General features: G+C 38.3%; 16 protein-coding genes and 1 pseudogene. 8 read left to right on the top strand and 9 right to left on the bottom strand.

Translation table 11 applies throughout. The features are described from left to right. Positions 1 to 372, top strand: a pseudogene (locus BWI92_RS27255) (hypothetical protein); the annotation flags it as partial. A 98-nt stretch (positions 373 to 470) separates the two neighbouring features. On the opposite strand, the gene BWI92_RS08735 reads toward BWI92_RS27255, so the two are convergent. Then, on the bottom strand, positions 471 to 920 hold the full coding sequence (locus tag BWI92_RS08735; protein ID WP_095162007.1) for a thioredoxin family protein: 450 nt from the start codon (positions 918 to 920) through the stop codon (positions 471 to 473). 273 nt (positions 921 to 1,193) lie between these two features. Here BWI92_RS08735 and BWI92_RS08730 point away from each other — a divergent pair, with 273 nt between their 5' ends. Further along, a complete protein-coding gene (locus BWI92_RS08730; RefSeq protein ID WP_095162005.1) occupies positions 1,194 to 1,655 on the top strand; it encodes a (2Fe-2S)-binding protein in 462 nt (153 codons plus the stop codon). 6 nt (positions 1,656 to 1,661) lie between these two features. Next, positions 1,662 to 3,821: a xanthine dehydrogenase family protein molybdopterin-binding subunit gene (locus BWI92_RS08725; protein ID WP_095162003.1), complete on the top strand. Its 2,160-nt coding sequence runs from the start codon at positions 1,662 to 1,664 to the stop codon at positions 3,819 to 3,821. Positions 3,822 to 4,074: 253 nt separating this feature from the next. Here BWI92_RS08725 and dnaN read toward each other — a convergent pair whose 3' ends face one another. The 3 genes from dnaN to BWI92_RS08710 form a co-directional block, all read right to left on the bottom strand. Next, positions 4,075 to 5,199, bottom strand: a complete 1,125-nt coding sequence (gene dnaN, locus BWI92_RS08720) for a DNA polymerase III subunit beta (protein ID WP_095162001.1) — start codon at positions 5,197 to 5,199, stop codon at positions 4,075 to 4,077. A 125-nt stretch (positions 5,200 to 5,324) separates the two neighbouring features. Then, positions 5,325 to 6,986: a gliding motility-associated ABC transporter substrate-binding protein GldG gene (gene gldG, locus BWI92_RS08715; protein ID WP_095162027.1), complete on the bottom strand. Its 1,662-nt coding sequence runs from the start codon at positions 6,984 to 6,986 to the stop codon at positions 5,325 to 5,327. 105 nt (positions 6,987 to 7,091) lie between these two features. Beyond that, a complete protein-coding gene (locus tag BWI92_RS08710) occupies positions 7,092 to 9,206 on the bottom strand; it encodes a peptidylprolyl isomerase (protein WP_095161999.1) in 2,115 nt (704 codons plus the stop codon). Between the two features lie 535 nt (positions 9,207 to 9,741). On the opposite strand from BWI92_RS08710, the gene BWI92_RS08705 reads away from it, so the two are divergent. Then, positions 9,742 to 10,023 carry a hypothetical protein gene (locus tag BWI92_RS08705; protein ID WP_095161997.1) on the top strand — a complete coding sequence of 94 codons (282 nt, stop codon included), beginning with the start codon at positions 9,742 to 9,744 and terminating at the stop codon, positions 10,021 to 10,023. Positions 10,024 to 10,054: 31 nt separating this feature from the next. Here BWI92_RS08705 and BWI92_RS08700 read toward each other — a convergent pair whose 3' ends face one another. The 5 genes from BWI92_RS08700 to BWI92_RS08680 form a co-directional block, all read right to left on the bottom strand. Continuing rightward, a complete protein-coding gene (locus tag BWI92_RS08700; RefSeq protein ID WP_095161995.1) occupies positions 10,055 to 11,176 on the bottom strand; it encodes an aspartate aminotransferase family protein in 1,122 nt (373 codons plus the stop codon). A gap of 72 nt (positions 11,177 to 11,248) precedes the next feature. Further along, the gene (locus tag BWI92_RS08695; protein WP_095161993.1) at positions 11,249 to 12,094 is read right to left on the bottom strand and encodes a hypothetical protein; all 846 of its coding nucleotides are present in this window, start codon (positions 12,092 to 12,094) and stop codon (positions 11,249 to 11,251) included. Between the two features lie 175 nt (positions 12,095 to 12,269). Beyond that, positions 12,270 to 13,229, bottom strand: a complete 960-nt coding sequence (gene argC / locus BWI92_RS08690) for an N-acetyl-gamma-glutamyl-phosphate reductase (RefSeq protein ID WP_095161990.1) — start codon at positions 13,227 to 13,229, stop codon at positions 12,270 to 12,272. Positions 13,230 to 13,318: 89 nt separating this feature from the next. Further along, positions 13,319 to 14,521 (bottom strand): argininosuccinate synthase, encoded by a 1,203-nt coding sequence (argG, locus tag BWI92_RS08685; RefSeq protein WP_095161989.1) that lies wholly within the window; start codon positions 14,519 to 14,521, stop codon positions 13,319 to 13,321. Positions 14,522 to 14,617: 96 nt separating this feature from the next. Beyond that, positions 14,618 to 15,337, bottom strand: coding sequence for a GNAT family N-acetyltransferase (locus BWI92_RS08680; protein ID WP_095161987.1), 720 nt, complete (start codon positions 15,335 to 15,337; stop codon positions 14,618 to 14,620). Positions 15,338 to 15,948: 611 nt separating this feature from the next. Here BWI92_RS08680 and aat point away from each other — a divergent pair. From aat to BWI92_RS08660, 4 genes are all read left to right on the top strand, one after another. Beyond that, the gene (gene aat, locus BWI92_RS08675) at positions 15,949 to 16,584 is read left to right on the top strand and encodes a leucyl/phenylalanyl-tRNA--protein transferase (RefSeq protein ID WP_095161985.1); all 636 of its coding nucleotides are present in this window, start codon (positions 15,949 to 15,951) and stop codon (positions 16,582 to 16,584) included. Positions 16,585 to 16,716: 132 nt separating this feature from the next. Continuing rightward, entirely contained in the window at positions 16,717 to 17,751 is a 1,035-nt protein-coding gene (gene proB / locus BWI92_RS08670) for a glutamate 5-kinase (protein ID WP_095161982.1), read from the top strand. 29 nt (positions 17,752 to 17,780) lie between these two features. Continuing rightward, the gene (locus BWI92_RS08665; RefSeq protein WP_095161981.1) at positions 17,781 to 18,362 is read left to right on the top strand and encodes a hypothetical protein; all 582 of its coding nucleotides are present in this window, start codon (positions 17,781 to 17,783) and stop codon (positions 18,360 to 18,362) included. Beyond that, the gene (locus BWI92_RS08660; RefSeq protein ID WP_176464380.1) at positions 18,275 to 19,258 is read left to right on the top strand and encodes a hypothetical protein; all 984 of its coding nucleotides are present in this window, start codon (positions 18,275 to 18,277) and stop codon (positions 19,256 to 19,258) included. Before BWI92_RS08665 ends, BWI92_RS08660 begins: the two co-directional genes overlap by 88 nt. Positions 19,259 to 19,261: the final 3 nt, after the last annotated feature.

Genomic DNA, 19,261 nt, shown 5'->3' with positions numbered 1-19,261 from the left:
CAGTCACCACTCTATTTATTAACCTCATTGCCTGTAGAATCAGCTAAGGATGCTTGGGAAATATGTCATAGCTACATGCACCGATGGAATATCGAACAGGCGTTTAGATTCGCCAAAACTGAGCTAGCTATTGAATCTCCTAGGTTATGGTTCTTCGAAAATACCCTCAAACTATTAGCCATCGTCACGCTCATTTACGACTTCTTGATGAAACTCATCAGGAATTGGCCATCTATTATCAAGATAATCATCAATCAATTTGCTCATAGAACAGGAAATCGGTGCCAAAATGCTTTGACACCGATTTATCGATTGAGAACGGCCATCCAAAACATGCTATGGTGCTACTTCGCACAACAAAATTCGGGATGACTCATGTTTGTTGTATAAATACTTAAAGATGGTTCCTAAAAAAACAAAAGCCAGCTCTTTTGGGAAGGCTGACTTTTGACAATTGTTATTGGATAATATTATTTTACTTTTTGAGCTGTTTGAAGGATTTCTTTTGCTCCTCCTTGTGGCACGCCAAGTAATGTTTTCTTTACTTTTCCATTGCTATCCATAAAGAATAAAGTTGGGTAGCCTTCTACTGGATACATTTGCGCTACAGCTTCGCCCTCTGCACTTTCATAATCAACTGCTACACTGATGAATTTGCTATTCATAAAATCACCAAGTGCTTTGTCTGTAAAAACTTTAGTCTTCAAATATTTACAAGGACCGCACCAAGTAGTGTAACAGTCAACAAGTACTAATTTCTTTTCTTGTTTCGCTTTAGCTAAAGCTTGCTTAAAAGTACCGCTGAAAAATTGAATACCAGTAGTACCTTCAGACTTTGATTTAGAAGTAGGGTTATTTTCGGCAAAAGAGTGGATTGTAAATAAAGTAAGTACAATCGCGAAAAATCTTGATTTGAGCATCGTAATGAAATTTAAAGCGTTTGTTAATCTAACGTGAAAATCGACCTTTTTAGTTTCTGATGCAAGAATTTTATCTCAAGTACCTAAAAAAAGCTACAAACGAACCTTATTTGAATATTCTTGGCAAAAATTTGTACAAAACATGGGCTTGTCAAACTTCTGAGCACCGAAATTGTTTAACTTGTAGATGTGTTATTGACTGATTAATTAGGCTAAAATGTGCATAATTGTTCGTCACTTGCTGTTCTTTTTTTAACAATCAACAATCTTACGATGCTTCTGAAATTTGACTTAAATGGTAAAACCCAAAGTGTGGATGTTCCAGAGGATATGCCATTGCTTTGGGTACTGCGAGATACTCTTCAACAAAAGGGAACTAAGTTTGGGTGTGGAAAAGGCTTGTGTGGCGCCTGCACAGTCCATCTCGATGGCAATGCTATTCGCTCGTGCTCAGTACCTGTTTCTCAAGTTCAAAATAAACAAATAACAACTATCGAAGGACTTGGTAAAGGGCAATTACATGCTGTACAGCAAGCATGGATAGAAGAAGGTGTGCCCCAATGCGGCTATTGTCAACCAGGATTTATGATGGCTACGGCAGAGTTGCTTCAAAGAATTCCAAATCCAACAGATACCGATATCGACGATAATATCACTAATATTTGTCGTTGTGGTACATATTATCGTATGCGAAAGGCTATTCATAAAGCTGCTCAATTAAATCAAAAAAGCTAAGAGACCATGTGGAAAGCAACGAGAAGAAATTTTTTGATAAAAACAGGAGCAGGTCTAGGACTTGCCTTAGGTTTGGGTTGGATAGGTAAAAAAGCTATTCGAGGTTTCTTTGTAGAACAGGCAGATAAGGGCACTTTAGTGCAATTTAGTACCGACACCGAGCCTCAATATTGGTTTGAGGTACAAAAAGATAATACCATTTTGTTTCATTCTCCTAAAATCGAGATGGGACAAGGAGTGTTTTCGGCCTTGGCACAGATTGTAGCTGAGGAGTTGGAAGTTTCTATAAATCAAATCAAGGTGGTTCATAGTGCAACTTCACATGGACCTATAGACCCCAATACGACTGGCGGGAGCGACTCTATTTCGAGTACTTTTTCACAATTGTCGATGCTTGCTGCTTCGATGCGCGAAATGCTGCGCGAGCGTGCAGTTACTTTATTGGGAATATCGCTCTCGAACCTTAGTGCTCAGAATGGCTACGTAATAGGTCAAGGCAAAAAGCTGTCTTATGCGCAGATCGTTGCGCAAACTTCAGAATGGTCATTGCCAGATACAGAGCCTACACTGAAAAAGCCTGAAAAGTACCAAGTAATCGGGAAGGCATTGCCAAGAGTAGATTTGGTAGCAAAGGTAAAAGCGGAACCTATTTTTGGGATAGATGCTACTTTTCCCGGTATGGTATATGCTGCTGTGGTACGTTCTCCCTATTTTGGTGCTGTTAGAGGTGTCGTAAATGCTCAGGAAGCCTCAAAATCATTAGGAGTAATCAGAGTGGTTGAGCAACCTGAGTTTGTGGCTGTATTGGCAAAAAGTCGATACGAGGCATTAATGGCAAAAGAGAAACTCCAAATTGCTTGGACTAGTCCTACGCCCTTGCTTCAACAAAAAGAGGTAAATGATACGGTACAAATTGGTAAAGGCGATCTTACTGTTGTACAGGAAAATGGAGATGTGACGGGTCTTGAAGACAATGAAGGAAATATAAAATTAGAATTCCATACGCCTTTGGGAGCGCATGCCCAGATGGAACCTAATGGCGTGGCAGCATATTATAAAGATGGAAAAGTAGTGGTCAAAATGAGCACACAGTCTGTCAAAAATACTAGAAATGAAATTGCAGAGGCTACGGGTATTCGAGCAGAAGATATTGACATTCAGCCAACCTTTATGGGAGGAGGATTTGGTCGTAGGCTTTACACCCCACATGCTTATGAAGCGGTAGTTTTATCACAAGAAATAGGGTTGCCTGTTCATGTATTGTTCGAACGAGAGCAAGAGTTTCAGAATGGATATTTGCGTCCACCAACGCATCATAAATTGAGTGCTAAGCTTAATAATGGCAAAATAGAAGCCATAGAGCATCAAATTGCTAGTGGAGATGTTGCCTTTGGTTCGAGCTTAGTGCCAAGTTTTGCACCAACGGTTTTAGGAGCTGATTTTGGTGCGTGGCGAGGAGGCTTATTTCATTATGAGAATATTGCTAATTCAAGTGTCAAATATTGGCGTTGTCAGTTGCCTTTTTTTACAAGCTGGTGGCGTGGCTTGGGACTAATGGCCAATTCTTTTGCGATTGAATCATTTGTGGATGAACTAGCTAAAAAGGCAAAGCAAGATCCTATTAGTTTTAGAATTGCACATATCAAACCAGATGAACGTGGTCAGCGACTTATTGGTGTTTTAAAAGAAGTACAGAAAATCAGTGGCTTTGGTCAAAAAGTACTTCCTGAAGGTCACGCAATGGGTGTGGCTTGTGCAACAGATGTAAATACACCAGTAGCTCAAGTGGCAGAAGTAAAACTTGAAAATGGAGCTATTAAAGTCCTCAAAGTCTATTGTGTCATAGACCCGGGCTTGGTCATCAATCCAGATGGGGTAAAAGCCCAATGTGAGGGAGCCATTTCGATGGGGCTTAGTGCTAGTATGTTTGAGGAACTAAATATTGAAGATGGTAAAGTAACACCGAATCAATATTTACAATATCAGATGGCTCAAATACGAGATATTCCTGACATTGAAGTGTCAATTTTGTCTACTGGTGATGCACCACGAGGAGTAGGAGAGCCTCCTATGGGACCAATAGCCCCTGCTATTGCCAATGCCGTAGCGACTCTTACTGGAACTCGAATGACTAAGATGCCCTTTAAGCAATATCAGTTTACTTAGGTGTAATATTGAGTGAATGGTGATTGAGAGAATGAGTGATTGTTTTTAATATGAATTTTACTAGTAGAGACGCAATGCTTTGCGTCTAAAGTATAGTATCAAAAAAGGCGTTCGAAACTAGTTTTCGAACGCCTTTAAGTGACAATCAATATATGTCCTTTATTATTGAATAATGCTACTATGCAATAGATAAAGTAAGTGAGATTCAATCAAAAACGATCACTCATTCGCTCAATCACAATTCACTAAATAACTAAGCGTAGCTATTCAACATTACTGGCATAACTAGCATCAAAATATTTTCATTTTCCTTCGTTTCTGCAGGAATGATAAGACCTGCACGATTAGGAGCTGACATTTCAATTGAAATCATGTTTGAACTCAAGTTGTTCAACATTTCGATTAAGAATTTTGCATTGAAACCGATTTCCATTGGTTCGCCTTCGTAATCGCACATCAATTTTTCGTTGGCTTCGTTCGAATAGTCTAAGTCTTCAGCAGAAATTACTAAGTCATTATGCCCTAATTTCAAACGAATTTGATGCGTAGTTTTGTTTGAGTAAATCGAAATACGTTTCAATGAACCCAACAACTCCTGACGATTGATGGTCAATACATTTGGATTGTTTTGAGGAATCGCATTTTCATAATCAGGAAAACGTTCGTCGATCAAACGACAAATCATTTTGATATTATTGAAACTAAAAAATGCATTCGACGAGCTAAAATCAGCTGTTACAACAGTATCATCAGAAGGCAATGATGATTTTAACAAGTTCAAAGCCTTGCGAGGAATAATCATGCTTGATTCTTGCTCAGACTGAATATCGCTACGACGATAACGAATCAAACGGTGACCGTCTGTTGCTACGAAATTGGTGTATTGTGAGTTCAATTGCACATATACCCCTGTCATAGCTGGACGTAAATCATCGCTAGAAACGGCAAAAATGGTGTTTGCAATAGCCGAACCCAATGTATCAGCTCCAATTTCTACAGATAAGCTTTTGCTTACTTGCGGAACCTTAGGGAAGTCAATAGGGTTTTCGCCTGAAAGTTTGTAACGACCATTTTCGGTAATAATTTCAGTTCCAAAAGTCTCAGTATCTACTTTGAAAGTGATAGGCTGGTCTGGTAAGCCTCTCAAGGTATCGAGTAACAAGCGTGCAGGAACAGCAATTGCACCAGTATCTTGAGATTCTACTTCTAGCGTAGTAATCATCACTGTTTGCAAATCTGAAGCTGTTACAGTTAGCTGACTGTGTTCGAGTTGGAATAAAAAGTTCTCTAAAATTGGTACAATTGGGTTGTTTGTAATAACGCCATTTACCGTAGAGAGTTGCTTTAATAGAACTGATGAAGATACGACGAATTTCATTAGTGCTGATTGATTTATTTGGAGTCTTTAGGTAAAAAACATTCAAAAGAATGTGTATTTACAAGGTCAAAAGACATGTTTAGTTATGCTACAAAAGTACGAATAAGCCTTGAAATAAACTTGGATTAGGCGAATTTTCTCTTACGGGTATAGTTACGGAGAAGTCCTATCAAAACCAAGATTATCATTGGAACAACCAAGTTAATGACTTGCCAATACTGGCGTTCATTTTGAAGAGCTGACTTGTCGAGCGGACGAAGTGTAATTACCTTATTTCGAGCCGAAATAACGCCGTTATCGTCCAACAAATAGTCGAAGGTATTCAATACAAAGTCTCTATTGGCAAAGGTATTTCCAGAAAAACGATCGAAGCCCAAAGGCAATGGAGCGTTGTTCTTTTGGTCAAAATCATTTACAGGAATATCTCCATCAGAGCATACAACAATTTTGGTGGCAGCACTATTAGCTTTAAAAGTAGCAGCACGTGGGTCACTTGGTAAAATACGATTTTTGTACAGTGACTCAAATTTGCCTTCCAATAGCATTCCAACGGTCTGAACGCCTCCTTTGTACTGAGTCGCGTCTAAATCTTTACTAGCAAAATTATAAGTTAAAATTGCTGGTGCACTCAATAACTGAGTGTACTGTGAAGTCATAAGTAGAGGTGTCTTGTTGATACCATCTGCACGAACTGTATCTAGGCTACCAACATACTTGGTATAAACGGCATCAAGATTTTTAACAATAGGCGATTTTCCAAAAGTATTAATCAATGGAAAGTATTGCCAAGGCACCAACTGAATATTAGATTTATCTCCAAAATTACCAATGTCCATCGGGATAGCTGCACACATCTGAGCATCTTTGATCAGATTGTGATTGAGACGAATCCCATACTTGAAAAGTAAATCGTCGAGGTTGAGATTATTAATGGTGGATAAGTTACCTTCTCGCGCTGCAGAATCTACTTTTACTGCATCTACAAAGAAAACAGCCTTTCCTCCATTCATGATAAATTGGTCAATCTTGTATTTATCTTCTTCGTTAAAAGCTTGGTCTGGTTTCAAGACGCAGATTGCATCAAGTCCATCCAAGGTTGGAGAATTACGTAGGTCGACAGGGTAGAGGTCGTAAAACTTCTTTAATGCTCCAATCATGCTCAATTGGTTGACCGCAGGCAAAGATGTGTAGTTGGTAAAGAAACCAATTTTTTTCTTTTCCTGTAAAGTCAAAGCCTTGATAGCAGAAGCTAATTGATATTCAACACCTTCATAAGACTGATTGAGAATCTCCTGAGGAGAGGACATTTTGTTCCCCTTCAACAAAAGTGTTGCTATTTCTTTGTCTTGATAAGTAATAATAGCACCTGGCAAAAGTAATGTTTGAGTACGTTTTCCATCTTCAGAATTGACAACGTTGGTTGGAGGAATCCCTTTCTGGGCAAGTTCCAGAATTTTCTGGTTACGCAATTTGGTGTCCTTTATTTCAGCATTTAGGTCAACAAAGCGATAGTTTATATGTGTCCCTCCATAAATTTTAAATTCATCTAGGGTTTCTTTTACAGCACTTTCCAAACGCTTAAATCCCGCAGGAATATCATTGCCAGTGAGATATACTTTGATATTAATATCTCCATCAAGATTTTCGAGTAAATTTCTTGTGGCAGGTGCAATGGTATATCGTCCTTCCTCTGTAAGGTCGAGTCGAAAGAAATAATAGTTAGCTAGTATGTTGAGGCCGATAATGAAGCCTAATGCGAGTGCAAATTGAATGATTTTGTTTTTCATATTTTCCTTAACGATGCCAAGGCGATTTTCTTGCAAAGCTACTAATAAAACAAGAAAAGCACCTCGTTTGAGGTGCTTTTCAATGTATTTTCAAAAGAAAAAATCCTAATAGAATCTTGCTCTGTTATCTACAACTTTAGCATTTTCTTTGATTGCCTCGTTGATATAGAAAGAAGCTCTTTGAGTAGCCATCATACGAGCAGAGTTTTTGTACATAGTCAAGTCAGCGATTGCTGGTGCAGGAGTTGATTTAACCGCTTGAACGATAAATACACCTTGTTCACCTTTGAATGGCTTTGATTTTTGACCAACTTTCAAACCGAATGCTTTACCTAATGCAGTTGGATCTGCACCAGCGCTTGACAATACGCCTTGAGCCAATGTAATATCAGTAGCAGTTTCAACTAAAGCACCAGCGCCATATTTTTGTGCTACTTGCTCCAAGCTTCCTGAAATACCACCCAATTTGTTGATAATTTGTTCAGCTTTCAATTCAGCTCTAACACGTGCTGTTAATTCGTCACGATAGTCTGCAACTTTCACTTCGTCTTTTGAAGTTTTACCTGTCAAAATAGCAACAATATATTGGTTGTCGTTTTGGAATACATCCGAAACTGTTCCAACTTTAGTGTCATCATTGAATGCCCAACGAACAATGTCACGAGCATTAGTCAAGTTGTTTACATTGCTAGAACCTTCCAACATTCTTTCAGCACGAAGCATCAAGATGTTTTTATCTTTCTTCACAGCTGCGTCAAATGCTTCAGCACTTGTGTTTGCTGCCGCAAAGTTATCTGCCTTACGCAAAACTTCATCCATCGTAGCTTGACTAGGAGCGATAGTACGGTTGATAGCGGCCAATTTGTAACGAGTATTTGATTTTGGCTCAGTTACTTTTACAATATGGAAACCAAAGTCAGTTTCAATCAAACCAGGAATCAAACCAGCACCGCTAAATCCAAATACAGCTTTTTCGAATGGTTTTACCATTGAACCGTTGTTTTTGAAGAAACCTAAGTCTCCACCTTGTTGAGCAGTACCATCCATACCATTCAAACGAGCAAGTGCTTCAAAGTTGGCACCACCTTTGATTTGCGCCATGATACCTTCTGCACGTTTACGAGCTGCTGCTTTTGACGAGTCGCTTGTATTTTCTGGACGAATCAAAATATGGCTAGCACGTACTGTAAACAAAGAATCTTTTTGGATACCACCATATTTGTAGATAGAGTAAACGTTATTTTCTTTGAATGGACCGTAGATACCACCTGCAATCATTGAACCTAACTGTGTTTTTACTGCTGCTGGAACTTCTGCTAATGAAACCAAATATGGAGTCTTAACATCTGAGTTCATCATAGCAAAAGCAGAGTCATTTTTAGCCACTGCCAAATCCTTAGCCAAACGCTTGATATCGTTGTAGAAAGAAGCAGTATCTTGTTTTGAAGGAATCACAGGGAACGTTACATATTGAATAGAACGAGTGTTTTCTCCTTTGAACAAATCTTTGTGTTTTGCTAAGTATTCTTCCAATTGGCTATCTGTCACTTTTACTGTAGAGTCAGCGATAGAGTAGAAAGGAACGTACAAGTACTGAACATCAGCTTTAGCTGTTTGAGCTTGGTAATCTTTTTGAGCTTCGATGTTTGTTGTGTAAGTCGATAATCTCAATAAGCTTTCATACTTTGATCTCAAACGGTCTTGACTCAATGATTTCTCAAAGTTAGCCCATGCTTGTTGCTGAGCAGCTGGCATAGACTTCAAGTTTTTAAGAAACTGAATAACGTAGTTTTTGTCAAACTGACCAGTTTGTGGGTTAGTAAACTGTTGTCTAACTGAAGGGTGAATGTTGTTTCCTTGAACCATATCAACTAGTTCTTCAGGAGAAACAGAAAGTCCAAGCGCTTCATATTCTTTACCGTAAGCAAAATCCAAAAGGTATTGGTTCCATACTTGCTCACGCATCATCGCTAACTCTTGCTCGCTTGGTCCACGACCTGTTTGAGCTGAATAGGCTTGAGATGCCTCTTCTACTTTTTTCTGAAAATCTTGAAATTTGATAGACTCTCCAGCGATTTCCCCTACCTCGTCGCTACTCCCACCGAAGAAGCGAGACTTGCCTTGGAAAATGTCGCTTCCTAATAGGAATAGAATTAAACTCACGGCAATGGCTGCCGCTGCAATTCCCGATTTTTCTCTGATTTTGGTAATTAATGCCATATTTAGTACTTTAAAACGTTATGCTTTAATGGGTGAAACGAGACTCGTAGGCTGGTGGTAAAAAGGGACAGTTGTTCTTCACCAATTACGAGATACAATATTCTGCACAAAAGAACCGCAAAATAATCATAATACTTTGTAATATCAAAATAGCTGTATGGCATCTTAAATAAGATAGAAGAGTTTTTCTTTTTTTTGTTCAATTTTCCTACCTAAACTATTTGAAAAATACTTAGCTTTACCTGAATAATACGCAAAACTTAATCGTTTGATTGTCAAAGTTTTGTTTGATAGATTGATTAAATATTGCACATCTGGGGTTTTATGCTGATTTATGTCAGATTAACTAAAGAATAATAAAATAATTATGAATTAATTTTAGTTTATAATGTTACTTCTGAACTGTTTTTCAGTCTTTTATAATGAAACGTGTAGTCGCCATCTACACACAGGTATCATTATTTTATAGAACTTATTTATTAAACTCCTTAAGATAGCTAGTTGTAAAAGTTAGTAATTTCTCTCTGTCTAATTTTTGGCTTCGACTATCCCGCACTACATGTTAAGAGTCAAATATATACTTTTAGTCAAACACTTTGAAGGTCGAGCCTCCAAAGATGAAGAACAAGAAATAGAACTCTGGCGGAATGAAAATATAATTAATAATCTGACGTATTTACGACTCAAGCGCGTTTGGGAAGAAAGTTCAAAACGTGAATTACTGGTGAATAAATCACAAAAAGAGGAGAAAATGTGGAAGAATATTATCGATAAGATTATTTCCGAAGAAGAGCCTGTTCAAACAGGAAGCAAGTAGCTTATACTACTCACTTCCAGTAACTGTATATCTATTTTAGAACGCTTTGAAGTGCTTCTAAAAATCTATCACACTCGGTTTGTCCCAAAGCTAAGCTTGGTAATAAACGTAAAGTGTGTTTTCCTGCATAGCCACAGAATATGTGGTGTTTAAATAAAAGCGTATCCCTGATTTCATCTACAGGTTGCTCAAATTCAATACCAATCATTAGTCCTCTACCTCTAAGCTCCTTGATCCCTTGAATTTGTTGGAGATTACTCATTAAATAATCGCCCATCTTTGACGCATTTTCAATTAGATTTTCTTGTTTCATAACGTCCAAAACAGCAACTCCTGCCGCACAAGCCAGATGGTTGCCGCCGAAGGTTGTACCCAACATCCCAAATTTTGCTTGAAACTTCGGAGAAATCAACACGCCACCAATAGGAAATCCATTACCCATTCCTTTTGCCGTAGTGATAAGGTCAGGGTGCACATCAGCATATTGATGTGAGAAAAATTTACCCGAGCGACCGTAGCCACATTGTACTGAATCAAGAATTAAAGCAGCGCCAGTCTTATCACAAATCGCTCTAGCAGCTTTTAAAAAAGCCTCTGATGCTACCTGAATACCTCCAACTCCTTGAATACCTTCAACGATAACTGCACAAGTTTCTTCTGTTACACCTTGCTCTAACGCTTCAATGTCATTAAATGGTAAGAAAGTCACATGCTCAGAATAATTAACTGGAGCGACAATTGCCTTGTTGTCTGTTACAGCTACAGCACCAGCAGTACGTCCGTGGAATGCTTTGGTGAATGCAACTACTTTTTTACGACCATTAAAAAAAGAAGCCGTTTTCAGCGCATTCTCATTAGCCTCAGCACCTGAGTTACATAAGAATAGTGCATAATCTTCGTAACCAGATAGTTCACCTAATTTAGTCGCTAATTCTTCTTGAATAGGAATTTTTACAGAATTAGAGTAAAAACCGATATTATTCAATTGAGTTGTAAGTTTCTCAACATAGTACGGGTGCGAGTGACCAATAGAAATCACGGCGTGACCTCCGTATAAATCAAGATATTCTTGACCATTTTTATCCCATAAATAACTGCCTTTTGCTTTTACAGGCTCGATATCATATAGTGGATAAACATTGAATAGATTCATTTCTTTGTGAGTTTTGAGATAGTGAAAATGGCTCCCAAAAGTAAAGAAGAGAATAGACTGGGTCTATTTTTACTACTTCTTCATTTTGCCAATAGTGAAGCCTAAAACAAAATAATCTTCTAAATACCAAATGCTTTGCTTAGCATAATCGCCATCACGTCCTGTGGTTCTAATATCGTTTAGACGAGAAAAACCTCCTTTGATATCGTTGCGTAAGAAAACGTGCTTGGTGATATCAAATTGTAAGCCTGCTTTTAATGCAAATCCATAACCAGCAACATTCCAGTAATTGTTTTTGCCTACTGTAAATAAGCGAACGTCACTTCTTGGAACAAAGGCTCCTACGCTACCACCTACAATCCAGTCTAGCCCTTGAACGCCATTTTTTGCCTTCCATAGTCTGTCATAACGGTCTAAGTCAACACTGGCAAAGTTGAAGCCATCGGTATGCTCAAAGGTTAAAAAATCTTTTGAGTTAACAGTGATAGGCTTATGGTCAAAAGTGCCTACGTAGGCAGGATTTACGGTAATGGCTGGATTAGATACCTGTGCCGAAATAGTTCCTGAAATAGTGCTCTGTTGGTCGTTGACCATCACATATTTCATGTGGTCCCAACCGATAGATACTGCCCAGTGGTCGCTAAAGAAATATCCCCCACGAATATTGAATTGAGGAATTGAGAAAAGCGCTGGGTCATAATATTCGCGACCAAGTGGTGAAGGCGCATCTTTTGCTACTACATCATGTAAAGTAAAGTTGTATCCTTGACCAATAAACGTAATGTCAGATTTAGTATAAGTGGAGCGATTGTATCCCCAATAAACAAATCCTTGTCCTTTGCGACTATATGGTTGTTTTTCTTGAGCGATGCACAGGGTTGGTAAAATCAGTCCTAATAATAGTACTAGCTTTTTCATTTTTGAGAGAGTGATTATTTAAATTGTTGGTAAAGAGAATGTGACTCAATCGTTGAAATTTTTGATGAGTCACCTCCAAATTCAAAATTAAGCATTCACTCGACTTGGAAAGATGATATAAATCAGTCTGAATATAACCTACACCAGAATTTCCAACTCGGAGTAAAGCATAATATTAAAAACCAACACTTTTTAACCCCAAACCAGTTCGTTCTGGTAACCCAAAAATTAGATTCATATTTTGTACTGCCTGACCTGATGCTCCTTTGGTAAGGTTGTCGATGATACTAGAAATTAACAAGTTGCTATTGTGTAATTCTAAATGAATCAGGCACTTATTGGTATTTACTACTTGTTTTACATCTATTGCAGTATCGCTTACTGTAGTGAAAGGATGATTGGCATAGTAGTTTTTATATAATTCTTTCGCTTCCGCTAAAGTACCATCAAACTTTGTATAAACGTTTGCCATGATGCCTCTTGTAAAGTTACCACGGTACGGAATAAAATTGATAGGCTGATCAAAATCAGCTTGAAGTTCATTGAGCGTCATGCCAATTTCTGTCAAGTGCTGATGGGTAAAAGCCTTGTAAATAGAAATATTGTTATTTCGCCAAGAGAAGTGACTTGTGGCTGATAACGACTGGCCTGCACCCGTAGAGCCAGTTACTGCCGAAATATGAATAGCATCTTGAATCAATCCTGCCGAAGCCAATGGCAATAAGGCTAATTCGATAGAAGTCGCAAAGCATCCAGGGTTAGCGATATGCTTGGCGGCTTTAATTTTGTCTCTTTGTAATTCTGCCAAACCATAAACAAACCCTTCAGATTGGTCACGGTAGTCTGTACTTAGGTCGATAATGCTAATTTCCTTAAAGGCAGGATTAGCTTCCAAAAACTTTTTCGACTCGCCATGTCCTGAGCAAAGGAATGCTACATCGATATTAGTATGCAATTCGTCTGTAAATACCAATTCGGTATCGCCCAACAAATCTGTGTGCGTAGCATAAACAGGTTTTCCAGCTTGTGACTTTGAGTTGACAAAGGTAATTTCTACTTCTGGGTGATTGATTAAAATTCTGAGTAACTCTCCACCTGTATATCCTGCACCACCGATAATTCCTACTTTAATCATGTTTTTTATATGATAAAAAATGCGACAAATTTTCGTGTGTAGCCCAAGCTAAACACGAAAATTTGTCGCATGAAGTAAAACAAATATTCTTATTGCTGTTGGGCTAAGTCTGTAACTTTACGGTGAATCATTGTTTGATTCGACACAATTTTAGAGAATCCTCGGACATCATCTCCCGACCAAGCATTGTTCATTTCACCATAAGAACCAAATACAGATGACATAAGGTCATACTGTGATTCGATACCTACTACAAAATAGCGGTATGGCGCCAAATGAATTTCTACAATACCCGATACATTATCTTGGGTATCTGCCAAGAAAGTTTCGAAGTTACGCATTACTGGTTCCAAGAATTGTCCTTCGTGTAGCATAGTGCCATACATTTCAGCAATGTTTTGTTTCCAGTAAAGTTGTTGTTTCGTTAATGTATGTTTTTCAAGCAAGTGGTGAGCCTTGATAATCAACAATGGTGCTGCTGCCTCAAAACCTACACGACCTTTAATACCAATGATTGTATCTCCCACGTGGATATCACGACCAATACCATAAGGTGCTGCAATTTCATTAAGCTTAACTATGGCGTCAACTGGTGATAAAGCTTCACCATTAAGACCTACTAATTCACCTTTTTCGAAATGTAATTTTACTGTTTCTTCGCCTGACTTAGTCACTTGTGTTGGCCAAGCTTCTTCTGGCAAATATCCATTAGAAGTAAGTGTTTCTTTCCCTCCAACTGATGTTCCCCACAATCCTTTGTTGATTGAGTAAGCCGCTTTATGCCATTCTCTTACCACGCCTTTTTCTTTAAGGTATTCGATTTCGGCTTCGCGCGACAATTTAAGATCACGAATAGGAGTGATGATTTCTACCTCTGGAGATAAAATTCTGAATACAACGTCAAAACGTACTTGGTCGTTGCCTGCTCCTGTGCTTCCGTGAGCAATGGCTTTAGCACCAATTTGGTTAGCATACTCTGCCACGGCAGTAGCTTGGAAAACACGTTCGGCAGATACTGATAATGGATAGGTATTGTTTTTCAATACATTACCAAATACCATATAGCGAATACAATCGTTGTAGTATTTTTCAACTACATCCAATGTTACGTGTGATACCACGCCCAATCCGTAGGCTTTTTCTTCAATGTCTTTCAATTCTTCTGCCGAAAAACCTCCTGTGTTTACCAAGGCAGAATGTACTTCATAGCCACGGTCTTCTGAAAGATATTTCACGCAAAAAGAGGTATCAAGGCCTCCTGAAAATGCTAATAATACTTTTGGTTTACTCATTTTTTTATTTCGAAAGAATGGCTTAACAGTACCTTACTTTCTGGTTGTTTATATGATCAAGATACACTTCAATTAATGCTTGATTTTGGCTTTTTATTAGGCAATACCTCTTCTTAACTTACGCTCTTTGCTTCTTTCTGCCATTTTCAAGAACATTTTTTCTTTAATAGAAAGTAAACGTTCAAGTACTTTTACATCTTTCAAGAAGTCCCAATTGCCACGTGCAGGCTCAGATTCACTTGTAACAAGGGTTTCAGCTTCACGTTGTTTGGCTTTTTTCTCCCACTCTGGGTCAAAAATCATCCCTGTACACAAGCAGTGCTTGCGGTCGGTACGTGAAAGTACATCATAGTTGACACATGACTGACAACCTTTCCAGAAGGCATCGTCAACAGGTAGTTCGCTGAAAGTGGTAGGCTCATAACCCAATTCTGAATTAATTTTCATTACTGCCAACGAGGTAGTAATACCAATGATTTTGGCATCAGGATACTTGCTACGAGATAGCTCAAATGCTTTAGCTTTTACAGCCTTTGCAACACCGTATTTACGCCATTCGGGCTTTACAATCAAACCTGAGTTAGCTACGAATTTACCGTGCTCCCAAGTTTCGATATAGCAAAAGCCAACAAAAGCACCGTTATCATCGATAGCGATGATAGCCTTTCCTTCGTTGATTTTATCACGTAAATATTGTGGAGAACGCTTAGCGATTCCTGTTCCGCGTGCTTTAGCGGATTCTTCCATTTCAAGGCAAATAGCCTCAGCCAGATGTAAGTGTTCAGCGGATGCGACCTGAACTTTATATTGATTCATTGAATGATAGCGATAGCGTTAACCTGCTACGGTTCAAGGAGTTAATTCGATAAAAACAGAAAATAAATTAGATAATGAGATAACCTGCCACATAGGCAAGCAAAGGAAGAGTTAGGGTCAAACCCTAAAAAAGAATGGTCGCCTGCGTGGTAACGCAGTAGGCTCAACGATGATATGTAAAAAAAGGTTTTTCACTATGGTATTGTAAGGTTGTGTGAAAATTGCTTGAAAGCACAAGTGTTTTTTTACTTAATTTAAGACGACCTGTTGTTTTTTGTAAGTATTAAAACTAAAAATCGTGCAAAGTTTACCAAAACAAAATGTAAGATGCAAGGTTTTTTTTAATAGTTTGAAAATTTAACATCATATATCGCTATAATGTTTCATTTATTGGACTTATTAAATGTTTTTTGGGAGTATTTATACTTAATCATGCCCAATAATAGCTTAATGAGGCTGCGTTTGGAAATTTGCTAATAATTCCCTAAAATTGATTGGAGAGGCACCAATAAACTTGAAGCATTTGAGTGACAGAGCGGAAGAATTTTAGATATTTAGACATTTCTTTGGCCCTAATAAAACGTAGAATTGCCAATTGATAGATATTAAAAATGGATGAATTAACAGCGGAAGATTTGATGTATGGATACATGAATGGTATATTCCCAATGGCCGATACCGATGGCTCTTTGTATTGGTATTCGCCAGACCCACGTGCCATTATTCCTATCGACACCTATAAACCCGCAAAGTCTTTACGACCAATATTGAATAAAAATTTGTTTGATATTCATATCAACCGAGATTTTGAAGCGGTGATGCGACATTGTGCATTGCCCCGAAATGGCGAGCCTGAAACATGGATTTCGGAGGAAATAATACAAGCCTATTGTGATTTGCATCAAATGGGCATGGCTCATTCTGTAGAGGCTTATGTAGGTGACAGACTTGTGGGAGGACTCTACGGTGTGGCAATAGGAGGGGTATATTTTGGCGAATCTATGTTTTATTTAGAACCTAATTCTTCGAAAGTGGCTTTTCATTATTTAATCGAAAATCTGCGAAAACAGCAATATGAGTTACTCGATACACAGTTTATTAATGACAATGTGAAAAGATATGGTGCTATCGAAATTCCTCGTGAAGATTATTTAATCTTATTACGTAAAGCAATTCAGCAACCTAGAAGTTTTGTTCCTGATACTCCTAGTATTTATTTTGATCCAAATCAAGAAGAAGGATTATGAGTTGATTGATATGAAAATCAATGCTTATCATTCTTTTGTTTTTTCATTCCTCTATCTTTGTGGTATAACTTTCAACAGTTATTGTAAGAACACATTGTTCTGTTAACCCCAGTATGATAGAATTTATATAAAATGTCAAAACCAGTTTTAGTTATCAAATTTGGAACGGCCTCCATTACGCATAAAAGTGGAGAATTGAACGAGGCTGTTTTGCAAGAAATTGCTCGACAAGTAGCAATTCTTCATCAGGATTATCATATCGTATTGGTATCGTCGGGTGCAGTAGGAGCGGGAAAAGGCTTTATCAAAGAATACAAAGGAACAATCACCGAGCGTAAAGCTGCGGCAGCGATCGGTAACCCTTTATTGTTGGCCAAATACACCAATTATTTTTCTCAATATGACATTGCAATTGCTCAAAGCCTTTGCGAGCGACAACACTTTGCTAATCGCAATCAGTTTTTGCAACTGAAAGAAACCTACCAAGAGTTGTGGGATAACGGCATTATTCCGATTGCCAATGAAAATGACGTAGTAAGTAATTTAGAGTTGAAGTTTTCGGATAATGATGAATTGGCTACACTAATTGCTACGGGATTTGGAGCATCAGCCTTGTTGCTTTGTACATCTGTAGGAGGCTTGCTCGATGACCAAAAACAGATTATTCCTTTTGTAGAACAAATTGATGAGAAAATCTTAGGGTTTGTAGATACCGATAAATCAGCTTTAGGATTGGGCGGCATGGTTTCCAAACTGAATTATACACGCTTGGCTACCCGAATGGGAATTAAAGTGGTAATTTTTGGTATGAACAAGCCTGATGGCATTATCGAGGCAGTTGCCGAAAATATAGGAACAGTATTTGCGCCTCAGGAAGCCAGCTTAACTGCTCGTCAGAAATGGCTCGGTAGCGGAAGTATTATTGCTGGTAATGTTGTGGTAGACGCTGGCGCAGTGGAGGCGCTCAACAAACGAAAAAGTTTACTGGCGGTTGGGATTACCGCAGTTGATGGAGAATTTGAAAGAGGAGAGGTTTTTGAAATTCTAGATCAATCAACTCACGTGATAGCAATAGCAAGAGCCAGAGAATCTTCTGTAGTGATAGCGCAAAATCTCAAAACCCAAAATTTTGAGGTAGCCAACGCCGACGAAATAGTATTATTATAAAGTTGAAAGGGCCGAAAAGGCCCTTTTATTTGCCTCATTTACCTGATTATGAACTTGATTCGAACCTTAAAGTACGCTTCTCTTATTTATCTTCTTATTCCATCTATCTTGTTTTTACTAACGTGGGTCAACCTTGCTGTGGGGCTGAGTGCCAGTATCTTGATAATTGCGTACTTCTTTTGGTATGCAAAAAAGATGCGGCTAACAGCGTTCGGGAAGTGTCTTCTCAATATCGTGGTTGGGTACATATTTTTGGAATGCTAGCCTTGGCAATAGGCGTGAATGTACTTTTGGGAATAGGTGAATTTAAAAGACAAGAATCAGACTTTATTGCGAATAATTTCAAGTATCATGACTTGATTCAGCATGACTGGCCTTTGTACTATACTCACTACAAAGTACACATGTGCTATTACCTAGGATATTATCTGCCTGTGGCGCAACTCGCAAAATGGTTTTCTTTGGAGAGTGCTCGTTATTTTGCGTTAGGATGGAGTGTCATAGGTTTATTTTTTGTGTTATTGTGGATCAGCACCTTCGTGAAAAAAATGGAGGCTTATTGGTTATACTGGTTATTATATTTCCTAACGCTTGGATTATATATGCGCTGATTGATTTGATTGGCTGGCATCGAGAGGTTTTTCCACATTATTTTATTCTTATCAATGACTTTTATCTTGTACTGTCCAAATTTGAAGATAATTGGGCTTGGGCTCCTCAACATACTTTGCCAGCAGTATTAGGAGCTTGTTTCGTTCTGGAGGCATTTGTAAGCAAAAAAGTTAATCGACTAGAACTTTTGTTAATGCTACTGTCAACTATGTATTGGAGTCCTTTAGCGAGTATTGGTCTATTCCCTTTTGTATTGATATTATTCTTAAAAGACTTTCCAACACTTTTCCAGCAAGAAAAACTTCCTGAATTATTGGGGATGACGAGCTTAGTGATGGCTTTCCTACCTCTTATGATTTACTTTATCAGCACCGAGGGGGTCAATAGTGGCAATACTGGATTTATTTGGCAGACTGGAACTTCTTTGTGGATCGTATATTACGCCATATATGTGCTGGCAAACGTTGGTATTTGGTATTGTTTTATCCGAACAGAGTTATTTGAGTGGAGTCCATTGATTTATGGAAGTATGTGCTTTATTATAATCTTGGGGATTTATAGGATTGGGCTGTATAATGACCTCAATGTAAGAGGAGTAATTCCTGCCTACACCATTATGTCCACAGGTATATGCATTTGGGTGATGAAGGGGTGGAAAAAACGCCGTGTCGGAGCGTATATACTGTCATGTTATTTGTTGTTAGGTGGATTACAGTCTGTCAGAAGTTTTGTAGTACAAGGAATGTCATCGAATACTCCGCAAACTACGATTGAAAAACCTTTTATTGGACACTATAACTCAATGCTTTCCTTTCAAGAAAATGCTTATGGTGACTCTACGGCAATTAAAGAGTATTGTCTAAAAAAAGGCGGATTTTTGATAAATACCTTTTGAAAA

Source organism: Flectobacillus sp. BAB-3569, assembly GCF_002270355.1.
GTDB lineage: Bacteria > Bacteroidota > Bacteroidia > Cytophagales > Spirosomataceae > Flectobacillus > Flectobacillus roseus.
Note: the sequence above shows the minus strand (reverse complement) of the source record. Positions and strands in the feature narration are given on the sequence as shown.